This is a genomic window from Kitasatospora sp. NPDC088548, assembly GCF_044753005.1.
Lineage (GTDB): Bacteria > Actinomycetota > Actinomycetes > Streptomycetales > Streptomycetaceae > Kitasatospora.
In genome coordinates this window covers 217,540-236,208 of record NZ_JBIVMI010000001.1, presented here as the reverse complement: position 1 = coordinate 236,208, position 18,669 = coordinate 217,540, and the positions used below count along the sequence as shown (strand labels likewise).

Here is an 18,669-nt window from a genome sequence, read left to right as displayed (position 1 = left end):
GCCGGAGCTCCCTTCGTCGGGCTCAACCGTCTTAGGAGTGTCCTGCCCATGGCCACAGATCAGGGACCCTCGCCCAGCCCCGGGCCGGGGGTGCCCCCGGACGCCCTCTCCGCCGCTCCGGCCGTCACCGTCGCCGGTCCGCGCGTCCACCGGGCGGAGGAGGTGCTCACCCCGGAGGCGGTCGCCTTCGTCGCCGGACTCCACCGCGCCTTCGAGGGCCGTCGGCAGGAGCTCCTGGCCCGCCGCAGGGCCCGCCGCGCCGAGATCGCCGAGGCCGGCACCCTGGACTTCCTCCCCGGGACGGCCCACATCCGGGCCGGCGACTGGAGGGTGGCCGAGGCCCCCCGCGCACTCCAGGACCGCCGGGTCGAGATCACCGGCCCGACCGACCGCAAGATGGTCATCAACGCCCTCAACTCCGGCGCCCGGGTCTGGCTCGCCGACTTCGAGGACGCCACCTCCCCGACCTGGGAGAACGTGGTCGGCGGCCAGATCAACCTGATCGACGCCTTCGAGGGCGGGATCGACTTCACCGGCCCGCAGGGCAGGGCGTACGCCCTGCGGCCCGCCGCCGAACTGGCCACCGTGGTGGTCCGCCCGCGCGGCTGGCACCTGGACGAGACGCACCTGCTGGTCGACGGTGCCCCGGTGGCCGGCGCCCTTCTCGACTTCGGCCTCTACTTCTTCCACAACGCGGCCCGGCTGATCGCGCGCGGCCCCGAGGACCCGAACTCCGGCCCGTACTTCTACCTGCCGAAGACCGAGAGCCACCTCGAGGCCCGGCTCTGGAACGACGTCTTCACCCACGCCCAGGCCGCGCTCGGCATCCCGTACGGCACCGTCCGCGCCACCGTGCTGATCGAGACCATCACCGCCGCGTTCGAGATGGACGAGATCCTCTACGAGCTGCGCGACCACGCCGCCGGGCTCAACGCGGGCCGCTGGGACTACCTGTTCTCGATCGTCAAGAACTTCCGCGACGCCGGCGAGCACTACATCCTGCCCGACCGCAACACCGTCACCATAGCCTCCCCGTTCATGGCCGCCTACACCCGCCTGCTGGTGCGGACCTGCCACCGGCGCGGCGCCCACGCGATCGGCGGCATGGCCGCGTTCATCCCCAGCCGCCGCGACCCCGAGGTCACCGCCGCCGCGCTGGAGAAGGTCAAGGCCGACAAGGACCGCGAGGCCGGCCACGGTTTCGACGGCTCCTGGGTCGCCCACCCCGACCTCGTCCCGGTCGCCCGCGCCTCCTTCGACGCCGTCCTCGGTGAGCGCCCCCACCAGAAGGACAACCCCGGCCCGGCCGAACCGGTCACCGCCGCCCAGCTGCTGGACATCGCGGGCGCCGGCGGCAGCTGCACCCGCGCCGGGCTGCACAACGCCGTCCAGGTCGGCGTGCGCTACATCGAGGCGTGGCTGCGTGGCCTCGGCGCCGTCGCCATCTTCCACCTGATGGAGGACGCCGCCACCGCCGAGATCTCCCGTTCGCAGGTCTGGCAGTGGATCCACAACGGCGTCGTGCTCGCCGACACCGGCGAGAAGGCCACCGCGGCCCTGGTGCGGCGGCTGGTGGCCGAGGAGCTGGCCGGGCTCCGGGCCGGGCTGGGTGCCGACGCCTACGCCGACGGGCGCTGGGACGAGGCCGCCGCGCTCTTCGAACAGGTCGCCCTGGCCGAGGAGTTCGTGGACTTCCTGACCCTCCCCGCGCTTCCCCTGCTGGACTGAGCCCCGGCCCGCCCAGTGGCGGCGGCCGGCGCGCCTGCCCCGCCACGCCGCGGACCCGGACCCCTGCCGTGGGTCCGGGTCCGCGGTCCGCTGTCATGCCGGGGTGATCGTCCGGAGGCCGACGGCCTCGGCGGCTTCCACCAGGCGCTTGTCGTAGGCGAGGAACCAGGCCACCGACGGTGCCACGCTGAGCGCGGCGGCCACATGGATGGCCGTCCAGCGACCGGAGTGTCCCGCCGGGTGCGAGGCGGCCCGCCTGGTCGAAGAGGGCCGGGGTGAGCCGCAGAACGGCCGCGATGCCCAGCCAGTCCTCGGCGTTCCGGCGGGAGACCGGATCGGTCCGGGCGGCGTGCGTGGCGCGACGCGGCTCCGTGCGGGTCGGATCGCCGGTGACGACGAGCGCTCCGCCCGGTCCGTCCAGCCGCTCCAGCAGGGCGGCGCCGCGGTCGTGAGTCCAAGGGGGAGGGTCAGCCGGGGCGGGTGGCGAGTTCCCTGGCGGCGCGGGCGCAGGCCTGGGCGATCCGGTCCTCGTCGACGGTGGTCAGCCGGCCCCGCTCGACCACGGCGTTGCCGTTGACGAAGAGGGCGGTCAGCGGGGGCAGGGCGCCGAGGGTGAGGGCGGCGACCGGGTCGGCGATCGAGGAGTGCATGATGCCGTCGATCTTCCACAGGGCGAGGTCGGCCAGCTTGCCGGCCTCGATGGAGCCGATCTCGTTCTGCCGGCCGAGCACCCGGGCGCCGCCCATGGTGCCGAGGCGCAGCGCCTGCCGGCCGGTCAGCGCGGTGGGGGAGCCGTGCAGCCGGTTGATCAGCAGGGCGTTGCGCAGCTCGGTGCCCAGCTCGCCGGACTCGTTGGAGGCGGTGCCGTCCACGCCGAGGCCGACCGGGACGCCTGCCGCCAGCATGTCGGGGACGCGGGCGATGCCGGCCGCCAGGCGGGCGTTGGAGGAGGGGCAGTGCGCCACGCCGGTGCCGGTCTCGGCGAACTTGACGAGGTCGGAGTCGTCCATGTGGACGCAGTGCGCCATCCAGACGTCCTCGCCGAGCCAGCCGACCGACTCGAAGTAGTCGGTCGGGCCCATGCCGAACAGCTCCTTGCAGAACTGTTCCTCCTCGGCCGTCTCCGAGCCGTGGGTGTGCAGCCGGACGCCCTTGCGGCGGGCCAGGAGGGCGGTCTCGCGCATCAGCTCGGTGGAGACCGAGAAGGGGGAGCAGGGGGCGATGGCGATCCGCAGCATCGAGTCGAAGGAGGCGTCGTGGTAGCGGTCCACGGCGGCCTCGGAGGCGATCAGGACGGCCTCGGTCGACTCGACCGCGTGGTCCGGCGGCAGCCCGCCGTCCTTCTTCCCGCGGTCCATCGAGCCGCGCAGCGCGGTGAAGCGCAGACCGAGCTCCTGGACGGCCTCGATCTCGGCGCCGAGGATGTCGCCGCCGTCCCGGGGGAAGACGTAGTGGTGGTCGGCGGCCGTCGTGCAGCCGGACTTGAGCAGGGCGGCGGCCGAGCCCTGGGCGGCGGCGTGGACGAGCCGGTCGTCGATCCGGGCCCAGGTCGGGTAGAGCGCCACCAGCCAGTCGAACAGGATGGCGTCCTGGGCCAGGCCGCGGGTGATCCACTGGTAGAAGTGGTGGTGGGTGTTGACCAGGCCGGGGGTGAGGAGGTGGCCCTCGCCGTCGATCCGGCGCACCACGTTGTCCGGCCACTGCGGGGCGGGGCCGTCGCCGACCGACTCGATCCGGTTGCCGAGGACGACCACGTGGCCGCGGGCGTACTCGGTGTCGTCGGCGTCGACCGTCGCGACGGCGACGTTCTCGATCACGATCCGCCGGCCGGCGGGCGGGGGCTGGACTGCCATGGTGGGGCTCCTGGGGGGAGGGCCGACGGGGGAGCACGCTGAGCGGGGGTGCGACGGCCCCCGCGTACCCGGCGGCGGTCACGGGGGCGCTCCGGGTCAGGCGACCGGGATGACCGGGGTGACGCCCTCGCGGTGCACGGTGCCCTCGATCAGGCCGTACATCCGGTCGGCGGCGTAGTAGACCTCGTTCTCGTTCGTCAGGCCGAACGGCTCCAGGTCGACCAGGAAGTGGTGCTTGTTGGGGAGTTCCAGGCGGACCTCGTCCACCTCGGCGCGGTTGTCGAGGACCCGGGTGCCCATCGCGTGCAGGGTCTGCTGCAACGAGTAGGAGTAGGTCCCGGCGAACGCCTCCAGCAGATGGCGGCGGACCTGGGTGTAGCAGCGGTTCCAGTCGGGCCGGGCCTCGTCGCCCCGGCCGGTGAAGCCGTACGCCCAACGGGCCGTCACCTGGGTGGCGAGGATGCGGTCGTAGGCCTCCCGCAGCGTGGTGTACCCGTCCTTGAGGTAGCCCCGGAACTCCGAGTCGGTGGAGTTCAGCACGACGAGGTCCCTGAGGCCCGAGATGACCCGGACGGTCTCGCCGTCGTAGGCGATCTCGGTGGTGCGGGTCTCCTGCCCGTTGCGGACGAAGGAGTGGCCGGTCTCCTCCGGACCGGTGAAGCGGGCCGAGCCGTCGGACGTCCTGATCCGGTCCCAGGCGTACTCCTCGATCCGGATCCGGGCACGGTGGACGGGGTCGGTGCTGTCGACGAAGTGGCGGGCCAGCGCGATGCCGAAGGCCTCGGCCGACTCGATCCCGTGCTCCTTGGCGAAGGCGTAGACGGTGTTCTTGGTGGTGTCGGTGGGGAGGCAGTTGGCGTTCGACCCGGTGAGGTGGACGTCCTCGAAGTCGCCGGAGAGGGCGACCGAGACGTTCAGGTCCTTGATCTCGTGCCGGGTCGAGTCGCGGCTGATCCGGACGATGCGGTTCTCCGCCTTGCCGTACTGGTTCTGGCCGAGCACATGGGCCATGGCATGGCTTCCAATCAATGAAGTGGCCTAGCTTCCGCGGTAGACCGAGTATCCGAACGGGTTCAGCAGCAGCGGCACGTGGTAGTGGTGCTGCGCGGGCGCGATCGTGAAGACGATCGCGACCTCGGGGAAGAACGGCGTCCCGTCCGACACCGCGGCGAAGTAAGCGGCGGTGCCGAAGCGGAGCCGGACGACCGAGCCCGCCTCCGCGGCCGGCAGGTCCTCGGCCCGGCCGTCGGAGTCCGTGACGGAGGCGCCGAGCACCTGCCAGCCGCCCTCGGTCTGCAGTGCGAGCTCGACCGGGACGCCGGCGGCCGGGCGGCCCAGGCTGGTGTCGAGCACATGGGTGGAGATGCCGGTCATGGGCGAAGTGACCTTACTGATGGCAGAGGTGGGACCTGTCGGATCTGACGGTACGTCAGGATCCGTCGAGCAGCCGGTTGATGCGGATGTCGTTGATTCTGCGCAGCTCGCCCCGGGTGATCTCCGTCTCGGTGGCGGCGTCGTTGGGGTGGCGCTCGCGCAGGGCGGCGAGCATGGTGGCCGCGGTGCGGCCGGTCGCGCAGATCAGGAACGCATGGCCGAACTTCGCCTCGTAGGCGGCGTTGGCCTCGTGCAGGGCGTCGAGGAGAGCGCCGTCCGCCCTCCGGATGCCGGCCTGCTCGCGCTCGGCGGTGGCGTCGCCCGCCATGGGTGTGCCGATCCGGGCGTGGCCGGCCATCGCGTCGCGCAGGTCTTCGGTGGTCAGCGTGGCCATGGCCGCCTCGTTGGCGGCGAGCAGGGCCTCGCGGTCGGGCCACGGCCGGGCTGCCGCGACGGTGGTGGCCCAGCGGGGGCTGGAACAGATCTCCAGCAGGATTGCCGTCAGGTCGGCGGCGTCGGCCGCGGCCAGGGCGTCGAGGGCGTGGGGGCGGTTGGTCACGGGTGGACCTCCTGGAGAGTGGCGCCACCCGCACAAGCTAGATCTGCCCACCCGGGCCGTCAACACTTTGTTGAACAGTTGGTGGTTATGGTGTGAGTCGGTCCCGGTCGCGGGGGCGTTCCGTTGTGCGATACGCCGAACGCGCCCGCCGGGGGCCGGTCCCGGCCGGTCCGGACCGACTCCCGGCCCCCGGTGCCGCCGCGATCAGCCGGACTTCGAACCGTCCTGGCGGTTGAGGTAGTTGTAGACGGTGAAGCGGCTGACCCCGAGCGCCGAGGCGACCGTCTCCACCCCGTGGCGGACGGTGAAGGCGCCGCGCTCCTCCAGGAGGGCGACCACCCGCTGCTTCTCCCCGCGGTCCAGCTCGGCCAGCGGGCGGCCGTCGAACTGGCGGGTCATCTCCGCCAGCAGCCGGTCCAGCGCGCTGCTCAGGTGCGGCAGCCGGACGGCCAGGGCCGGGGCGCCCTCCCACTCCAGCACCACGTCCTCGCCCTTCGCCTCGGCCGGCGGGACGGGCGTCGCGCCGATCGCGTCCAGCAGCGGCTTCACCGCCGCGGCGAGCGGGTGCTCCGCATGCTCGGTCACGGCCTACCGCCCTCCTCGCCGAGCACGCTGACCTGGACCGAGATCCGGGTCGCGCCGGCGTCCAGGGTCTCCCGCAGCAGCTTGGTCACGGCGGCCAGGACCTGGTCGGCCTCGCCCTCCGCGCCGGTGCCGAACGGGCCGACCGCGACGGTCAAGCCGGCCTCGTCGACCGCCTTCCGGGCCGCCACGGCGTGCTCCGGGAACGTCTCCAGTTCGAACGGTTCTGTCGTGAACTCCACCATCAATCGCACTTGCTCACTTTAGGGCTTGTCTGACCATTCCCGCCGCGCGTTGATGTGACGCGAATGGTCGGACAAGCCCTGACGAGCGCGGGCGCGTCCCGGTCGGGGGCCGGTCTCCGGCAGGCCGTACGCCGATCCCCTGGGCGGGCGCCGCACCCGGTCGCCGGGCGGCGGAGGCGCCGAGCCCCGCCCCCAGGGCACATGCTTGTCGGACCATCGCCAGACCGTCCGGAAGTGAGGCCCGCACCATGCCCGCCACCCCCCGCCAGGGCCATGTGGTCGTAGCTCCCGACAAGTTCAAGGGCACGCTGGAGGCCGCCGAGGCCGCCGCACGGATCGCCGCCGGGATCCGCCGGGCCGCACCCGGTACCGAGGTCCGCGAACTGCCCGTCGCCGACGGCGGCGAGGGCACCCTGGCGGCCGCGCTGGCGGCCGGCTTCACCAGGATCCCGGCCGAGGTGACCGGCCCGACCGGGCTGCCGGTGGCCGCCGCGTTCGCCGTCCGGGGCGACACCGCCGTGGTCGAACTGGCGCAGGCCGCCGGACTGGCCCGCCTCCCCGGCGGCCGGACCGCCCCGCTCGCGGCCGGCTCGTACGGGGTCGGCCAGTTGATCGGCCGGGCGGTGGCCCTGGGCGCCCGGCGGATCGTGCTCGGCCTCGGCGGCAGCGCCTGCACCGACGGCGGCGCGGGCATGGTCCAGGCGCTCGGCGTCCGTCTGCTGGACGCCGACGGCGCCGAACTCCCGGCCGGCGGCGCCGCGCTGCGCCGGCTGGCCCGGATCGACCTCGGCCGGTCGGCCGACGTGCTCGCCGGGGCCGGCGTCGTGGTGGCCTGCGACGTGGACAACCCGCTGCTCGGCCCGCGCGGCGCGGCCGCCGTGTACGGCCCGCAGAAGGGTGCCGGCGCCGACGACCTGGTGGTACTGGAGGAGGGGCTGACCCGCTTCGCCGACCTGGTCGGCGCCGCCGTCGGCCGGGACCTGCGCGACGCCCCCGGGGCCGGTGCCGCGGGCGGGGTGGGCTTCGCCGCCCTCGCCCTGCTGGGTGCCACCATGCGGCCCGGCATCGCGTTGATGCTCGAACTGCTGGGCTTCGCCGAGGCGGTGCGGGGCGCGCGCCTGGTCGTGACCGGCGAGGGCTGTCTGGACGCGCAGACGCTGCACGGCAAGGCCCCCGCCGGGGTGGCCGCGGCGGCTGCCCGGTCGGAAGTCCCGGTGGTCGCCGTGGCGGGACGGCTGGAGCTGTCGGAGCGGGAGTGGCGGGCGGCCGGGTTCGCCGGGGCGTACGCGCTCACCGAGCTGGCCGAGCGGCCCGGGGACAGTACGACCAGGGCGGCCGAGCTGGCCGAGGTCGCGGGGGAGCGGCTGGCGGTCGCCTTCCTCGGGGGCGGTGCGGCTTGATCTTCCGCGCGCGATCGGGCGTTGACGTTTTGTTGAAGGCGGGCCTAGGCTCCCAGCACGCTGCCGCCGCCGACCCGGTCGGGGTCAGACCCGCGGCACCAACTGCCGTGCACGCCTTCGCTGTTCCCTCGCCGCTCCCTGCCGCACCTGCTTCGCCGTTCCCTTCGGTGTCTCCACCCGTTCCCAGGTTTCGGAGGTTCAGATGCCCCTCAGCGAGACTCCGCCGCACCCGGCGGTGATCCGCTCCCGCAGGGTGGTCCTGCCGGACGGCGAACGCCCCGCCGATGTGCTGATCCGGGACGGACGGATCGAGCGGGTCGCCGCGCACGGCTCGGCGCCCGTCGACGGCCGGCCGGTGACCGACCTCGGTGACACCGCCCTGCTCCCCGGCCTGGTCGACACCCATGTGCACGTGAACGAGCCGGGCCGGACGGCGTGGGAGGGTTTCGCCACCGCCACCCGGGCCGCCGCGGCCGGCGGCGTCACCACGATCGTCGACATGCCGCTCAACTCCGTTCCGCCCACCACCACCCCCGACGGCCTGGCGGCCAAACGGCGGACCGCGGAGGGCCAGGCCTGGGTCGACCTCGGCTTCTGGGGCGGCGCCGTCCCCGGCAACGTCCCGGACCTCCAACCGCTCCACGACGCCGGGGTGTTCGGCTTCAAGAGCTTCCTCGCACCCTCCGGGGTGGCCGAGTTCCCGCACGTCGAGCAGGCCGCCCTGGAGGCCGCGCTGGTCGAACAGGCCCGGATCGGCGCCCTGGCGATCGTCCACGCCGAGGACCCGGCCGTCCTGGCCGCCGCGCCGCAGCGGCCCGGCGCGCACTACCGCGACTTCCTCGCCTCCCGCCCGGCCGCCGCCGAGACCGCCGCCGTCGCCCGGCTGCTCGACACGGCCCGTCGCACCGGCGCCCGGGTCCACATCCTGCACGTCTCCGCCGCCGCCGTGCTGCCGCTGCTGCGCCGGGCCCGCGAGGACGGTGTCCGGGTGACCGCCGAGACCTGTCCGCACTACCTCACCCTCGCGGCCGAGGAGGTGCCGGACGGCGGCACCGCCTTCAAGTGCTGCCCGCCGATCCGCGACGAGTCCAACCGCGACCGGCTCTGGGAGGCCCTGGCGAACGGCGAGTTCGCCGCGGTCGTCTCGGACCACTCGCCGTCCACCCCGGACCTCAAGCTGCTGCCCGAACTCGGCGGCAGCGGCGACTTCGCGGCCGCCTGGGGCGGGATCGCCTCCCTCCAGCTGGGCCTGCCCGCCGTCTGGACCGAGGCCCGCCGGCGCGGCCACACCCTCGCCGACGTGGTCCGCTGGATGGCCGCCGGCCCGGCCGCGCTGGCCGGTCTGACCGGCACCAAGGGCGCCATCGCCGCCGGTGGCGACGCCGATCTGGTCGCCTTCGACCCCGACGGCGCGTTCGCGGTGCGCGCCGCCGAACTGCACCACCGCAACCCCGTCACCCCGTACGCGGGCCGGACGCTGACCGGCACCGTCCGCACCACCTGGCTCCGCGGCCGGGTGGTCGACCCCGCCGCCGAGCCCTTCGGCCGCCAGATCACCCGACCCCAGGAGCCGAAGTGAGCACCGTCCACACCCCGAGTGCCCCGTTCACCGAGCTGGTCGACCTGGCGTCCCGGCTGCTCGGCGCCGGCGTCGTCGCCACCAACGAGGACACCTTCGCGGACGCCGAGAACCTGCTGGTCGCCCGGCCCGCCGAGTTCCGCCCGCACACCTTCGGCCACAAGGGCCAGATCATGGACGGCTGGGAGTCCAAGCGCCGCCGCGGCGTCAGCGCCGACCAGCCGCACCCCGCCGACGACGACCACGACTGGACGATCGTGCGGCTCGGCGCCGGCGGCGTGATCCGTGGCGTGATCGTCGACACCGCCCACTTCACCGGCAACCACCCGGAGAGCGCCTCGGTCGAGGCCGCCTCGGTGCCCGGCCACCCCTCGCCCGAGGAACTCCAGGCCGCCGCGTGGGTCGAACTGGTGCCGCGCACCCCGCTCCGGGGTGACACCGCGCACGAGTTCGCCGTCGACAGCCCGGCCCGCTTCACCCACGTCCGCCTCAACATCTTCCCGGACGGCGGCGTCGCCCGGCTGCGGGTGCACGGCGAGGTGCTGCCCGACCCCCGTGAGCTGGACGGTCTCACCTTCGACCTGGCCGCCCAGGAGTACGGCGGCGTGGCCGAGGCGGCGTCCGACCGCTACTTCTCCTCCCCGCACAACCTGAACGCTCCCGGCCGTGCCTCCGTCATGGGCGAGGGCTGGGAGACCAGGCGTCGGCGCGACAAGGCCAACGACTGGGTGCGGATCGCCCTGGCCGCCGGCGGCGAGGTCCTGGCCGTCGAGGTGGACACCACCCACTTCGTCGCCAACGCGCCCGGCTGGGCCGACCTGACCGGCTACGACGCCTCCGCGGGCGGCGACCCGCCCGAGGACGCGGCCGGCTGGTTCGAGCTCCTGCCCCGTACCCGCCTCCAGCCCGACACCCGGCACCGCTTCCGGCTCGACGCCGGCCGCCCGGTGACCCATGTGCGGATCAACGTCCACCCGGACGGCGGCCTGGCCCGGCTCCGGCTGACCGGTCGGCTCACCGAGGCGGGCCGCGCCGCCCTCGCGCTGCGCTGGTTCGACGCCGTCCCGGCCGCCGAGGCCGTCGCCGCCCTGACCGGGGCGGGCCTGGCCGGCGAGGAGGCCGCCGCGCTGACCGCCGCCCGCCCGCTGTCCGGCCGGTCCGCGGCCACCGCCGCCGTCGCCGCGCTTTGGCCGGCGGACCGCGCGGATGACGGCGCGAACGGCGGTCCGGACGACGGGTACTCCGCCCGCCGCCGCGCGGCCGTCCGGCGCCTGCTCGGAATCTGACCGTCCGACACCCCGGGTGGATGCCGCCGGACCCCGGCGCGGACGTAACGGCCGGGCCGGTGCCAGTCAAGTCCTTCGTGCAACCTCCACCAATATTGGCGGAGGACAACTGCCGGAGCCCATGGGTGGCTAGGCTGGAGAAGCTCGCGGGTGGTTTCGCGGGCGGACATCGGAAGGGGACGACATGTCGACACCAGCCCCGGGTCGTCACGCCACGCTGGACCAGGGCGAGCCCGGTCCGTTCACCTCCCTGCAGCACGCCCTCAGACTGCTGGAGGCCGTCGACCGGCACCCCGACGGCGCCACCCTGGTCGCTCTCGCCCGGGAGACGTCCCTGGCGCTGCCGACCGTCCGCCGGCTCGCCGAGATCCTGGAGATCGAGGGCTATCTCCAGTGCCAGGACGGCGGTTGGGTGCTCGGCGGCACCTTCGCGCTGCTCGGCCAGCACAACCGGGAGCAGCTGGTGCGGGCCCGGCTGAACCGCAAACTCGCCGAACTGCGTGACGAGTTGGGCGCGGCGGTGTACTTCAGCCGCTACCACGACGGCGAGCTGTCGGTGGAGGCGGTCGCCGCGGCCGACGACGCCCCGGCGGTGCAGGAGTGGGTGGACTTCCGGGCCACCGCGCACGCCAGCGCGATCGGCAAGTGCCTGCTCAGCCAGCTCGACCACGACGCCCGCCGGGACCACCTGTCCCGGCACCCGGTGGCCCGGCTGACCTCCCGGACGGTCGTCGACGCCGACCAGTTGATGCACCGGCTGGAGCGCCAGCCCGCCACCGTGCCGGTGCTGGACTTCCAGGAGTACGCGCTCGGCACGGTCTGTGCCGCCGTCCCGGTGACGGCGGGCAGCACCGTCGGCTGCCTGGCCACCTCGATGCCGGTCGGCAATGTGCACCGGCTCAAGGCCGCCGCCGAACTGCTCGCGGCCCGTGCCGCGCCGCTGATGCTCGCGATGGCCGTCTGACGGCCCAGCGGTCGCCCGTACCACGAAGCTCCGCCGGCCGAGGCGGGGCTTTGGTGTTTCCCGGGGTCCGTTCCGGCGCACATCACTTATTAGACTTGATGTCGATAAGAGTGTCGAAACCCTTGAAGCGGGGCTCTACCCGCGAGTAGGTTGCCCTGGAACCGAGCGCGAGCCACCCGCCCCCCGGTCAGGAGGCCCCAGCCATGCCCCGTTCCACCGCCCCCGTCCCCGGCGTCCCCGCGGTCCCTACCGCCCCCGCCGTGACCGCCCCCGCCGTGACCGTCCCCGTCCTCGCCGGCCCCGCCGCCCGGGTCCACGAGAGCCTCGTCCTGGAGCCCCGGGACGTGCGCTTCGACTGGTCCGGGCTGCCGCTGCACTGGATCCCCGACGAGCCGGTGGCCACCCACATCATCAACGTCCTGCACCTGCTGCTGCCCGAGGGGGAGCGCTGGTTCGTCAAGGTGTTCAAGGAGGCCCTGCCGCTGATCCGGGACGAGCAGCTGCGCGAGGAGGTGCTCGGCTTCATCGGCCAGGAGGCCATCCACGCCGAGGCCCACCAGGAGGTCCTGGACCACCTGCTCGGCCAGGGCCTCGACCCGCGCCCCTACGTCCGTCAGATCGCCTGGCTGTTCCGGCGCGTCCTCGGCGACCGGCCCGGCCTGACGCCCGCCCAGCAGCGGGAGAACGTCATCGAGCGGGTCGCCTTCGTCGCGGCGATCGAGCACTTCACCGCCTTCCTGGGCAACTGGGCGCTCAACTCCCCGGGCCTGGACCGCGCCAAGGCCGACCCGACCATGCTCGACCTGCTCCGCTGGCACGGCGCCGAGGAGGTCGAACACCGCAGCGTCGCCTACGACCTGATGGTCCACCTGGACCCGGGCTATCTGCGCCGGATCCGCGGCATGGCCGTCTCCGGACCGCTGCTGGTCCACCTCTGGGTGCGCGGCGCCCGCTTCCTGCTGGCCGCCGACCCCACCCTCGACGGGCGGCTGCGGCCCAGCTGGCGCGAGGCGGGACGGATCGCCCGGCGCGGGCTGCTGCCCGACCCGGTCGCGTCGCTCCGCTCCGGCCTGCGGTACCTGCGGCCCGGCTACCACCCCACCCAGGAGGGCTCCTCCAGCCAGGCGCTCGGCTACCTCGCCACCTCCCCGGCCGCCCGCGCCGCCGCCCACTGAGCCCGCCACCGGCCGGGCCGCCTGCCGCCCGTGCCACCAACCGCCCGTGCCACCCGACGCCCGAGCCACCCGACGAGAACGGGGACCGACCGCCCGATGGACCTGCGCACCCCGCCCCCCGACCTCTACGGCCGCCCCCGCGCCGACCGGTTCATGCGGCGCCTCACCGCCTTCGGCGACCGCTACACCCCGGCCCTCGCCGGCCCGCTGCTGCGCCGCAACCCCCGGCGCCCGCCCGGCCGCCCCACCCCGCCGCTGCAACTCGTCGTCACCGGCCGCCGCCAGGTCGCCGCCGACGTCGTCGAGCTGCGGCTCGCCGACCCCTCCGGCACCGCGCTCCCGCCCTGGCAGCCCGGCGCGCACCTGCGCCTCGCCCTGCCCTCCGGCCGCGAGCGCCACTACTCGCTCTGCGGCGACCCGGCCGACCGCGCCGCCTACCGGATCGCCGTCCGCCGGCTGCCCGCGGGCGGCGGCGGCTCGGTGGAGATCCACGACGAACTGCACCCCGGCAGCCGCCTGACGGCCCGCCGCCCGCGCAACGGCTTCGCGTTCTGCGCCGAACCGGCCGTGCTGCTGCTGGCCGGCGGCATCGGCATCACCCCGCTGCTGCCGATGGCCCGCGAGGCACGGCGGCACGGCCTGGACTGGCGGCTGCTCCACGTCGGCCGCAGCGCCGACACCCTCCCGTACACGGACGAGCTGCGCGCCCTCGACCCGCACCGCGTCACCCTGCGCACCGACGACGAGCACGGCGTTCCCACCGGCGCCGAACTGCTGGCCCACGCCCCGCGCGGGGCCGCCGTCTACTGCTGCGGACCGGCCCCGATGCTCGCCGCCGTCCAGCGCGCCCTGGACGAATCACCCGCCGCCGCCCTGCACTTCGAGCGGTTCGGTGCCGCCCCGGTCACCGACGGCGAACCGTTCACCGTCCGCCTCGGCGCGACCGGCCCGGCGCTGGACGTCCCCGCCGACCGCTCCGCCCTGGACATCCTCCGCGAGACCCGCCCCGACCTGCCGTACTCCTGCCACCAGGGCTTCTGCGGCACCTGCGAGGTCCGGCTGCTGGCCGGCACCCCCGACCACCGCGACCGCCGCCTCACCCCCGAACAGCGTGCCGCCGGCGCCCTGCTGCCCTGCGTCTCCCGGGCCGCCGAGGGCGAGACCCTGGTCCTCGATCTGTAGCAAGGAGCCCCGTCGTGGCCGAGCCCCCGTCCTTCCCGTTCACCGCGCACGACCTCGCCCGCTTCCGCGAGACCCAGCAACTCGCCTACCACTGCGCCGAACAGGTCGCCGCCTGGATCGAACCGGGCGTCACCGAGCGGCAGGCCACCGCGGAGCTGCGCCGCCGCCTGGTCGCGGCCGGTGTGCGGGACTTCTTCCACATCCCGTTCGCCTGGTTCGGCGACCGGACGGCGTTCCGGCACTTCCACACCCCGCTCCAGTTCTTCGCGGGCGGCCGGCGGCTGGCCGAGGGCATGCCCTATGTGCTGGACTGCGCACCGGTGGTGGACGGCTACACCGCCGACATCGGCTACGGCGGCAAGGTCGGCGAGAACCCGGTCTGGGACCGTCTCGCCGCCGACCTCAAGGTCTACCGCGAGCTGATCCTCGCCGAGGTCCGCGCCCGCAAACCGCTCGACGAGGCGTACGCGGCGGTGGACGCGCAGATCGCCGCGCACGGCTACGACAACCGCCACCAGGTCTACCCCGGCCGGGTGATCGGCCACCAGGTGACCAGGACGACCACCCGCGGCCCGGCCGGGGTGAACGTCCTCGGCTTCGGCGTCCGGACCCTCCAGACGCTCGGCCGCGAGCTGATCGGCGAACGCCTGCACGGCCGTTCACCGCTCTGGGCGGACGGCCGGTCCTCCCGGCACGCGCCGACCCCGGGCCTCTGGGCGGTGGAGCCGCACATCGCCTTCCGCGAGGTGGGCATCAAGTTCGAGGAACTGCTCGTGGTGACGGACGACGACGCGTACTGGCTCGACGACGACCTGCCGCACGTCCGGCGCTGGACCGTGCGGGAGACCCCGCAGCAGACCGCCCAGGAGGCGACCCGATGACGACGACCACCCGCCGCCGGACCGTCCGCTCCGGCGGGCTGCCGCTCGCCGTCTTCGAGGACGGCGACCCGGCCGCCCCCACCGTCCTGCTGGTGCACGGCTACCCGGACACCCATGTGGTCTGGGACGACATCGCCGCCGACCTCGCCCGCGACCACCACGTGGTCCGCTACGACGTGCGCGGCGCCGGCGAGTCGGGCGCGCCGGCCACCCGCGACGGCTACCGGCTGGAGCACCTCGCCGCCGACCTCCTCGCCGTCGCCGACGCCGTCAGCCCGGACCGCCCGGTGCACGTCGTCGCCCACGACTGGGGCTCGCTGCAGTCCTGGGAGGCCGTCACCGCGCCCGGCGCCGGGCAGCGGATCGCCTCCTACACCACCATGTCCGGCCCCTGCCTGGACCACCTGGGGTACTGGCTGCGCGAGCGCTACCGCCGGCCCACCCCGCGCCACCTGCGGCAACTGCTCTCCCAGGGCGTGCACTCCTGGTACATCACCGCCTTCCACCTGCCCTTCCTCGCCCCCGGCGTCTGGCGGCTCGGCCTCGCCCGGGCCTGGCCCCGGGTGCTGCGCGACCTGGAGGGCGTCACCCCGCGCCCCGGCCACCCGCAGCCCACCCTGCGGCGGGACGCCGTGCGCGGCATCGAGCTGTACCGGGCCAATATGCGCCCCGCCCTGGGCCACCCGCGCGAGCGGCCCACCGAGGTGCCCGTCCAGCTGATCACCCTCACCGAGGACCACTACGTCGGAGAGTTCCTCTCCGAGGGGCTGGAGCGCTGGGTGCCGCGGCTGACCCGCCGTTCGCTGCGCGCCTCCCACTGGTCCGCCCTGCTGGAGAAGGGGTCCGCCGTGGCCGCCATGGTCCGCGAGTTCACCGCCCGGGTCGACGCCGGACAGCCCGGCGCGGCCCCGGACCCCGGCCGGCTGGTCGTCGTCACCGGCGGCGGCAGCGGCATCGGACGGGCCACCGCGCTCGCCTTCGCCGAGGACGGCGCCCGGGTGGTGGTCTGCGACCTCGACCTCGCCGCCGCCGAGCGCACCGCCGAACTCGCCGCCCTGATCGGCCCGCCCGCCCACGCCTACCGGGTGGACGTCAGCGACGGCGCCGCCGTGGACGCCTTCGCCCAGCAGGTCGCCGCCGAGCACGGGGTGCCCGACGTGGTCGTCAACAACGCGGGCATCGGCCACTCCGGGACGTTCCTGCAGACCACCGAGAAGGAGTGGCAGCGCGTCCTGGACGTCAACCTCTGGGGCGTGATCCACGGCTGCCGCGCCTTCGGCTCGCTGATGGCCGAGCGTGCCGAGGGCGGCCACATCGTCAACCTCGCCTCGGCGGCGGCCTATCTGCCCGCCAAGGCGCTGACCGCCTACGCCACCAGCAAGGCCGCCGTCTTCATGCTCTCCGACTGCCTGCGCGCCGAACTGGCCGGGCACGGCATCGGCGTCTCCACGATCTGCCCCGGCATCGTCAACACCAACATCACCCGCACCTCCACCTTCTCCGCCACCACCCCCGCCCAGCAGACCGCCAAACAGGCCCGCGCCGCCAAGCTCTACGCCCGCCGCGGCTTCCCGCCCGAGAAGGTCGCCGCCGCCGTCCTGCACGCCGTCCGCACCGGCAAACCCGTCGTCCCCGTCACCCCCGAGGCGAAACTCGCCCGCCTCCTCAGCCGCCTCTCCCCGGGCCTGCTCCGCCTCGCCGCCCGCCTCGACGTCACCTGACGGCAGGCCTCGCGGCCTCCCGCGGCGCTTCTTCGCACTACCGCGGGGAATCCCGACAGGAGGTGTCGGGATTCCACGGCAGCATCGGCGGGGTCGGAGCGAGCACGAGGGAAGGAGCAGGGCATGACACAGCCGCTGAAGGGCAGGGTCGCGCTGGTCGCGGGGGCGACGCGGGGGGCGGGGCGGGCGATCGCCGTCCAGCTGGGGGCCGCGGGGGCCACGGTGTACGGGACGGGGCGAAGTGCCGAGGGGCACCGGTCGGAGTACGGGCGGGCGGAGACGCTGGAGGAGACGGCGGAGCTGGTCACGGCGGCCGGCGGGCGGGGGATCGCGGTGCGGGCGGACCACCTGGTGCCGGCCGAGGTGGCGGCGGTGGCCGAGCGGATCGACGCCGAACAGGGCGGGCTGGACATCCTGGTCAACGACATCTGGGGCGGCGAGCAACTGTTCGCCTGGGACCGTCCGGTCTGGGAGCACGACCTCGACAAGGGGCTGCGCCTGCTGCGTCTCGCGGTCGAGACGCACGCCGTCACCAGTCACCACCTGCTGCCGTTGCTGCTGCGCAGGCCCGGCGGGCTGGTGGTGGAGATGACGGACGGCACCGCCGAGTACAACGCGAACCGCTACCGGATGTCGTTCTTCTACGACCTCGCCAAGGCCTCCGTGCTGCGGATGGCGTTCGCACTGGGGCACGAACTCGGCCCGCGCGGGGCGACGGCGGTCGCCCTGACGCCCGGCTGGATGCGCTCGGAGATCATGCTGGAGCACTTCGGCGTCACCGAGGAGACCTGGCGCGAGGCGACCGAGCGGGAGCCGCAGTTCGGCATCTCGGAGTCGCCCGGCTATGTCGGCCGGGCGGTGGTGGCGCTGGCCGCCGACCCGGACGTGGCGCGCTGGAACGGGACGTCCCTCTCCAGCGGCGCCCTGGCCGGGGAATACGGCTTCACCGATCTGGACGGCAGCCGGCCGGACGCCTGGCGCTACCTGGTGGACGCGGAGACGGCGGAAGGGCCGCTGGACCCGGCCGGCTACCGCTGAGCGGAAACGCCGTACAGGGCAGCGGTGCGGGCCGCCGCCTGGGCCAACCGCCTTCGCAGCGGCGGCGGTTCGAGCACCTCGGCCTCCGGTCCGAGCCGCAGCAGCTCGTCGTAGGCGACCTCCAGTGATTCGACGGGGAGCCGGACGGTCACCCAGCCGTGGCCGTCCGGCTCCCCGGCGGTGGCGAGGGCCTGCCGGGCGGGGACGGGCTCCAGCAGCCGGGGGAGCAGCTCGGTGCCCAGCGGGCTCAGCCGTACCGTGACACTCTCCCGCAGCAGGGACCGGGCGAACGCGGCCGCGCTGGCCTCCCAGAACGCCCCGAGGTCGAACTCCTCGTCCCGCTCGAAGCGTTCGGGCAGCGGCTCGGCGCTCTCCAGCCGGTCCACCCGGTACACCCGCGGCTCGGTGGCACCCTCCGGGCGGGCCACCAGGTACCAGGTGCCCGCCTTCAGCACCAGCCCGTACGGCCGCAGCGTCCGCGCCACGGTCTCCGTCCGCTCGGGGGTTTCCGTCCGCTCGGCGGCCCGCCGCCGGTAGCGGGCCCGCAGCAGCCGCTCGCCCCAGACGGCCCGGGAGACCTCGGTGAGCAGCGGGGGAGCCGGCGCGGTGCGGAACCAGCCGGGCGCGTCCAGGTGGAACCGCCGCACCCCGGCGGCCGGCGCCTCGCCGAGTTCGTTCAGCACCTTCAGCCGGGCGGTCAGTGCCGGGTCGGCGAGCCCCATGTCGCCCAGCGGGCCGGGCAGTCCGGCGAGCAGCAGCACCTCGGCCTCGGCCCGGTCCAGCCCGGTCAGCCGGGTGCGGTAGCCGTCCAGCAGCCGGTAGCCGCCGGCCCGCCCGCGCTCCGCGTACACCGGCACCCCGGCCTCGGCGAGCGCCAGCACGTCCCGCTGGACGGTGCGCTCGGACACCTCCAGTTCGGCCGCCAGCTCGGCCCCGGTCATGGTCCGCCGCGCCTGCAGCAGCAACAGCAACGAGATCGCCCGCGCCGCCCGCATCCGCTCCGCCCTTCCCGCCCGGCCGTGGTCCTGCTGCCCGATCCTAGGACGCGCGCCCCACCCCCACTGCACCGATCATGGGTGCCACAGGGCCATCACCCGGCGCG

At 74.7% G+C, this 18,669-nt stretch carries 16 protein-coding genes and 1 pseudogene; 10 read left to right on the top strand and 7 right to left on the bottom strand.

From position 1 onward, the window contains the following. Positions 1–48: 48 nt before the first annotated feature. Complete coding sequence (aceB, locus tag ACIP82_RS01040; protein WP_400649516.1) at positions 49–1,728, top strand: malate synthase A; 1,680 nt, start codon at positions 49–51, stop codon at positions 1,726–1,728. Positions 1,729–2,195: 467 nt separating this feature from the next. Here aceB and ACIP82_RS01035 read toward each other — a convergent pair whose 3' ends face one another. The 6 genes from ACIP82_RS01035 to ACIP82_RS01010 all read right to left on the bottom strand — a co-directional run bounded on the left by ACIP82_RS01035 (position 2,196) and on the right by ACIP82_RS01010 (position 6,341). Then, on the bottom strand, positions 2,196–3,581 hold the full coding sequence (locus tag ACIP82_RS01035) for an 8-oxoguanine deaminase (RefSeq protein ID WP_363606426.1): 1,386 nt from the start codon (positions 3,579–3,581) through the stop codon (positions 2,196–2,198). Positions 3,582–3,677: 96 nt separating this feature from the next. Continuing rightward, positions 3,678–4,592, bottom strand: a complete 915-nt coding sequence (gene pucL / locus ACIP82_RS01030) for a factor-independent urate hydroxylase (RefSeq protein WP_363606427.1) — start codon at positions 4,590–4,592, stop codon at positions 3,678–3,680. A gap of 27 nt (positions 4,593–4,619) precedes the next feature. Continuing rightward, entirely contained in the window at positions 4,620–4,955 is a 336-nt protein-coding gene (gene uraH / locus ACIP82_RS01025) for a hydroxyisourate hydrolase (protein ID WP_400649511.1), read from the bottom strand. Positions 4,956–5,010: 55 nt separating this feature from the next. Next, positions 5,011–5,514, bottom strand: a complete 504-nt coding sequence (gene uraD / locus ACIP82_RS01020; RefSeq protein WP_400649508.1) for a 2-oxo-4-hydroxy-4-carboxy-5-ureidoimidazoline decarboxylase — start codon at positions 5,512–5,514, stop codon at positions 5,011–5,013. Between the two features lie 204 nt (positions 5,515–5,718). Then, a complete protein-coding gene (locus ACIP82_RS01015; RefSeq protein ID WP_400649505.1) occupies positions 5,719–6,099 on the bottom strand; it encodes a helix-turn-helix domain-containing protein in 381 nt (126 codons plus the stop codon). After that, positions 6,096–6,341 carry a thiamine-binding protein gene (locus ACIP82_RS01010; protein ID WP_400650290.1) on the bottom strand — a complete coding sequence of 82 codons (246 nt, stop codon included), beginning with the start codon at positions 6,339–6,341 and terminating at the stop codon, positions 6,096–6,098. The genes ACIP82_RS01015 and ACIP82_RS01010 overlap by 4 nt, the downstream gene beginning before the upstream one ends. A gap of 248 nt (positions 6,342–6,589) precedes the next feature. Between ACIP82_RS01010 and ACIP82_RS01005 the strand changes: the two genes are divergently transcribed. The 9 genes and pseudogenes from ACIP82_RS01005 to ACIP82_RS00965 all read left to right on the top strand — a co-directional run bounded on the left by ACIP82_RS01005 (position 6,590) and on the right by ACIP82_RS00965 (position 17,567). After that, positions 6,590–7,741: a glycerate kinase gene (locus ACIP82_RS01005; protein ID WP_363606435.1), complete on the top strand. Its 1,152-nt coding sequence runs from the start codon at positions 6,590–6,592 to the stop codon at positions 7,739–7,741. A gap of 202 nt (positions 7,742–7,943) precedes the next feature. Next, entirely contained in the window at positions 7,944–9,320 is a 1,377-nt protein-coding gene (gene allB / locus ACIP82_RS01000) for an allantoinase AllB (protein ID WP_400649501.1), read from the top strand. Continuing rightward, positions 9,317–10,369 (top strand): annotated as a pseudogene (gene alc / locus ACIP82_RS00995) (allantoicase); the annotation flags it as partial. The gene allB and the pseudogene alc, both read left to right, overlap by 4 nt. Positions 10,370–10,790: 421 nt before the next feature. Further along, positions 10,791–11,570: an IclR family transcriptional regulator C-terminal domain-containing protein gene (locus tag ACIP82_RS00990; protein ID WP_363606437.1), complete on the top strand. Its 780-nt coding sequence runs from the start codon at positions 10,791–10,793 to the stop codon at positions 11,568–11,570. A 203-nt stretch (positions 11,571–11,773) separates the two neighbouring features. Beyond that, complete coding sequence (locus tag ACIP82_RS00985) at positions 11,774–12,745, top strand: metal-dependent hydrolase (protein ID WP_363606439.1); 972 nt, start codon at positions 11,774–11,776, stop codon at positions 12,743–12,745. A gap of 96 nt (positions 12,746–12,841) precedes the next feature. Beyond that, positions 12,842–13,927, top strand: coding sequence for a PDR/VanB family oxidoreductase (locus tag ACIP82_RS00980; protein WP_400649497.1), 1,086 nt, complete (start codon positions 12,842–12,844; stop codon positions 13,925–13,927). 14 nt (positions 13,928–13,941) lie between these two features. Then, positions 13,942–14,808: a M24 family metallopeptidase gene (locus ACIP82_RS00975; RefSeq protein WP_400649494.1), complete on the top strand. Its 867-nt coding sequence runs from the start codon at positions 13,942–13,944 to the stop codon at positions 14,806–14,808. Then, complete coding sequence (locus tag ACIP82_RS00970; RefSeq protein WP_400649491.1) at positions 14,805–16,529, top strand: SDR family oxidoreductase; 1,725 nt, start codon at positions 14,805–14,807, stop codon at positions 16,527–16,529. The genes ACIP82_RS00975 and ACIP82_RS00970 overlap by 4 nt, the downstream gene beginning before the upstream one ends. A gap of 123 nt (positions 16,530–16,652) precedes the next feature. Then, complete coding sequence (locus tag ACIP82_RS00965) at positions 16,653–17,567, top strand: SDR family oxidoreductase (RefSeq protein WP_363606445.1); 915 nt, start codon at positions 16,653–16,655, stop codon at positions 17,565–17,567. Here ACIP82_RS00965 and ACIP82_RS00960 read toward each other — a convergent pair. Continuing rightward, on the bottom strand, positions 17,558–18,562 hold the full coding sequence (locus ACIP82_RS00960; RefSeq protein WP_400649488.1) for a helix-turn-helix transcriptional regulator: 1,005 nt from the start codon (positions 18,560–18,562) through the stop codon (positions 17,558–17,560). The genes ACIP82_RS00965 and ACIP82_RS00960 overlap by 10 nt on opposite strands. Between the last annotated feature and the right edge of the window lie 107 nt (positions 18,563–18,669).

Coding starts and splice junctions, on each gene's coding strand:
- aceB (WP_400649516.1), top strand. CDS start 49: ATGGCCACAGATCAGGGACCCTCGCCCAGCCCCGGGCCGGGGGTGCCC.
- ACIP82_RS01035 (WP_363606426.1), bottom strand. CDS start 3,581: ATGGCAGTCCAGCCCCCGCCCGCCGGCCGGCGGATCGTGATCGAGAAC.
- pucL (WP_363606427.1), bottom strand. CDS start 4,592: ATGGCCCATGTGCTCGGCCAGAACCAGTACGGCAAGGCGGAGAACCGC.
- uraH (WP_400649511.1), bottom strand. CDS start 4,955: ATGACCGGCATCTCCACCCATGTGCTCGACACCAGCCTGGGCCGCCCG.
- ACIP82_RS01010 (WP_400650290.1), bottom strand. CDS start 6,341: ATGGTGGAGTTCACGACAGAACCGTTCGAACTGGAGACGTTCCCGGAG.
- ACIP82_RS01005 (WP_363606435.1), top strand. CDS start 6,590: ATGCCCGCCACCCCCCGCCAGGGCCATGTGGTCGTAGCTCCCGACAAG.
- allB (WP_400649501.1), top strand. CDS start 7,944: ATGCCCCTCAGCGAGACTCCGCCGCACCCGGCGGTGATCCGCTCCCGC.
- ACIP82_RS00990 (WP_363606437.1), top strand. CDS start 10,791: ATGTCGACACCAGCCCCGGGTCGTCACGCCACGCTGGACCAGGGCGAG.
- ACIP82_RS00985 (WP_363606439.1), top strand. CDS start 11,774: ATGCCCCGTTCCACCGCCCCCGTCCCCGGCGTCCCCGCGGTCCCTACC.
- ACIP82_RS00980 (WP_400649497.1), top strand. CDS start 12,842: ATGGACCTGCGCACCCCGCCCCCCGACCTCTACGGCCGCCCCCGCGCC.
- ACIP82_RS00970 (WP_400649491.1), top strand. CDS start 14,805: ATGACGACGACCACCCGCCGCCGGACCGTCCGCTCCGGCGGGCTGCCG.
- ACIP82_RS00965 (WP_363606445.1), top strand. CDS start 16,653: ATGACACAGCCGCTGAAGGGCAGGGTCGCGCTGGTCGCGGGGGCGACG.
- ACIP82_RS00960 (WP_400649488.1), bottom strand. CDS start 18,562: ATGCGGGCGGCGCGGGCGATCTCGTTGCTGTTGCTGCTGCAGGCGCGG.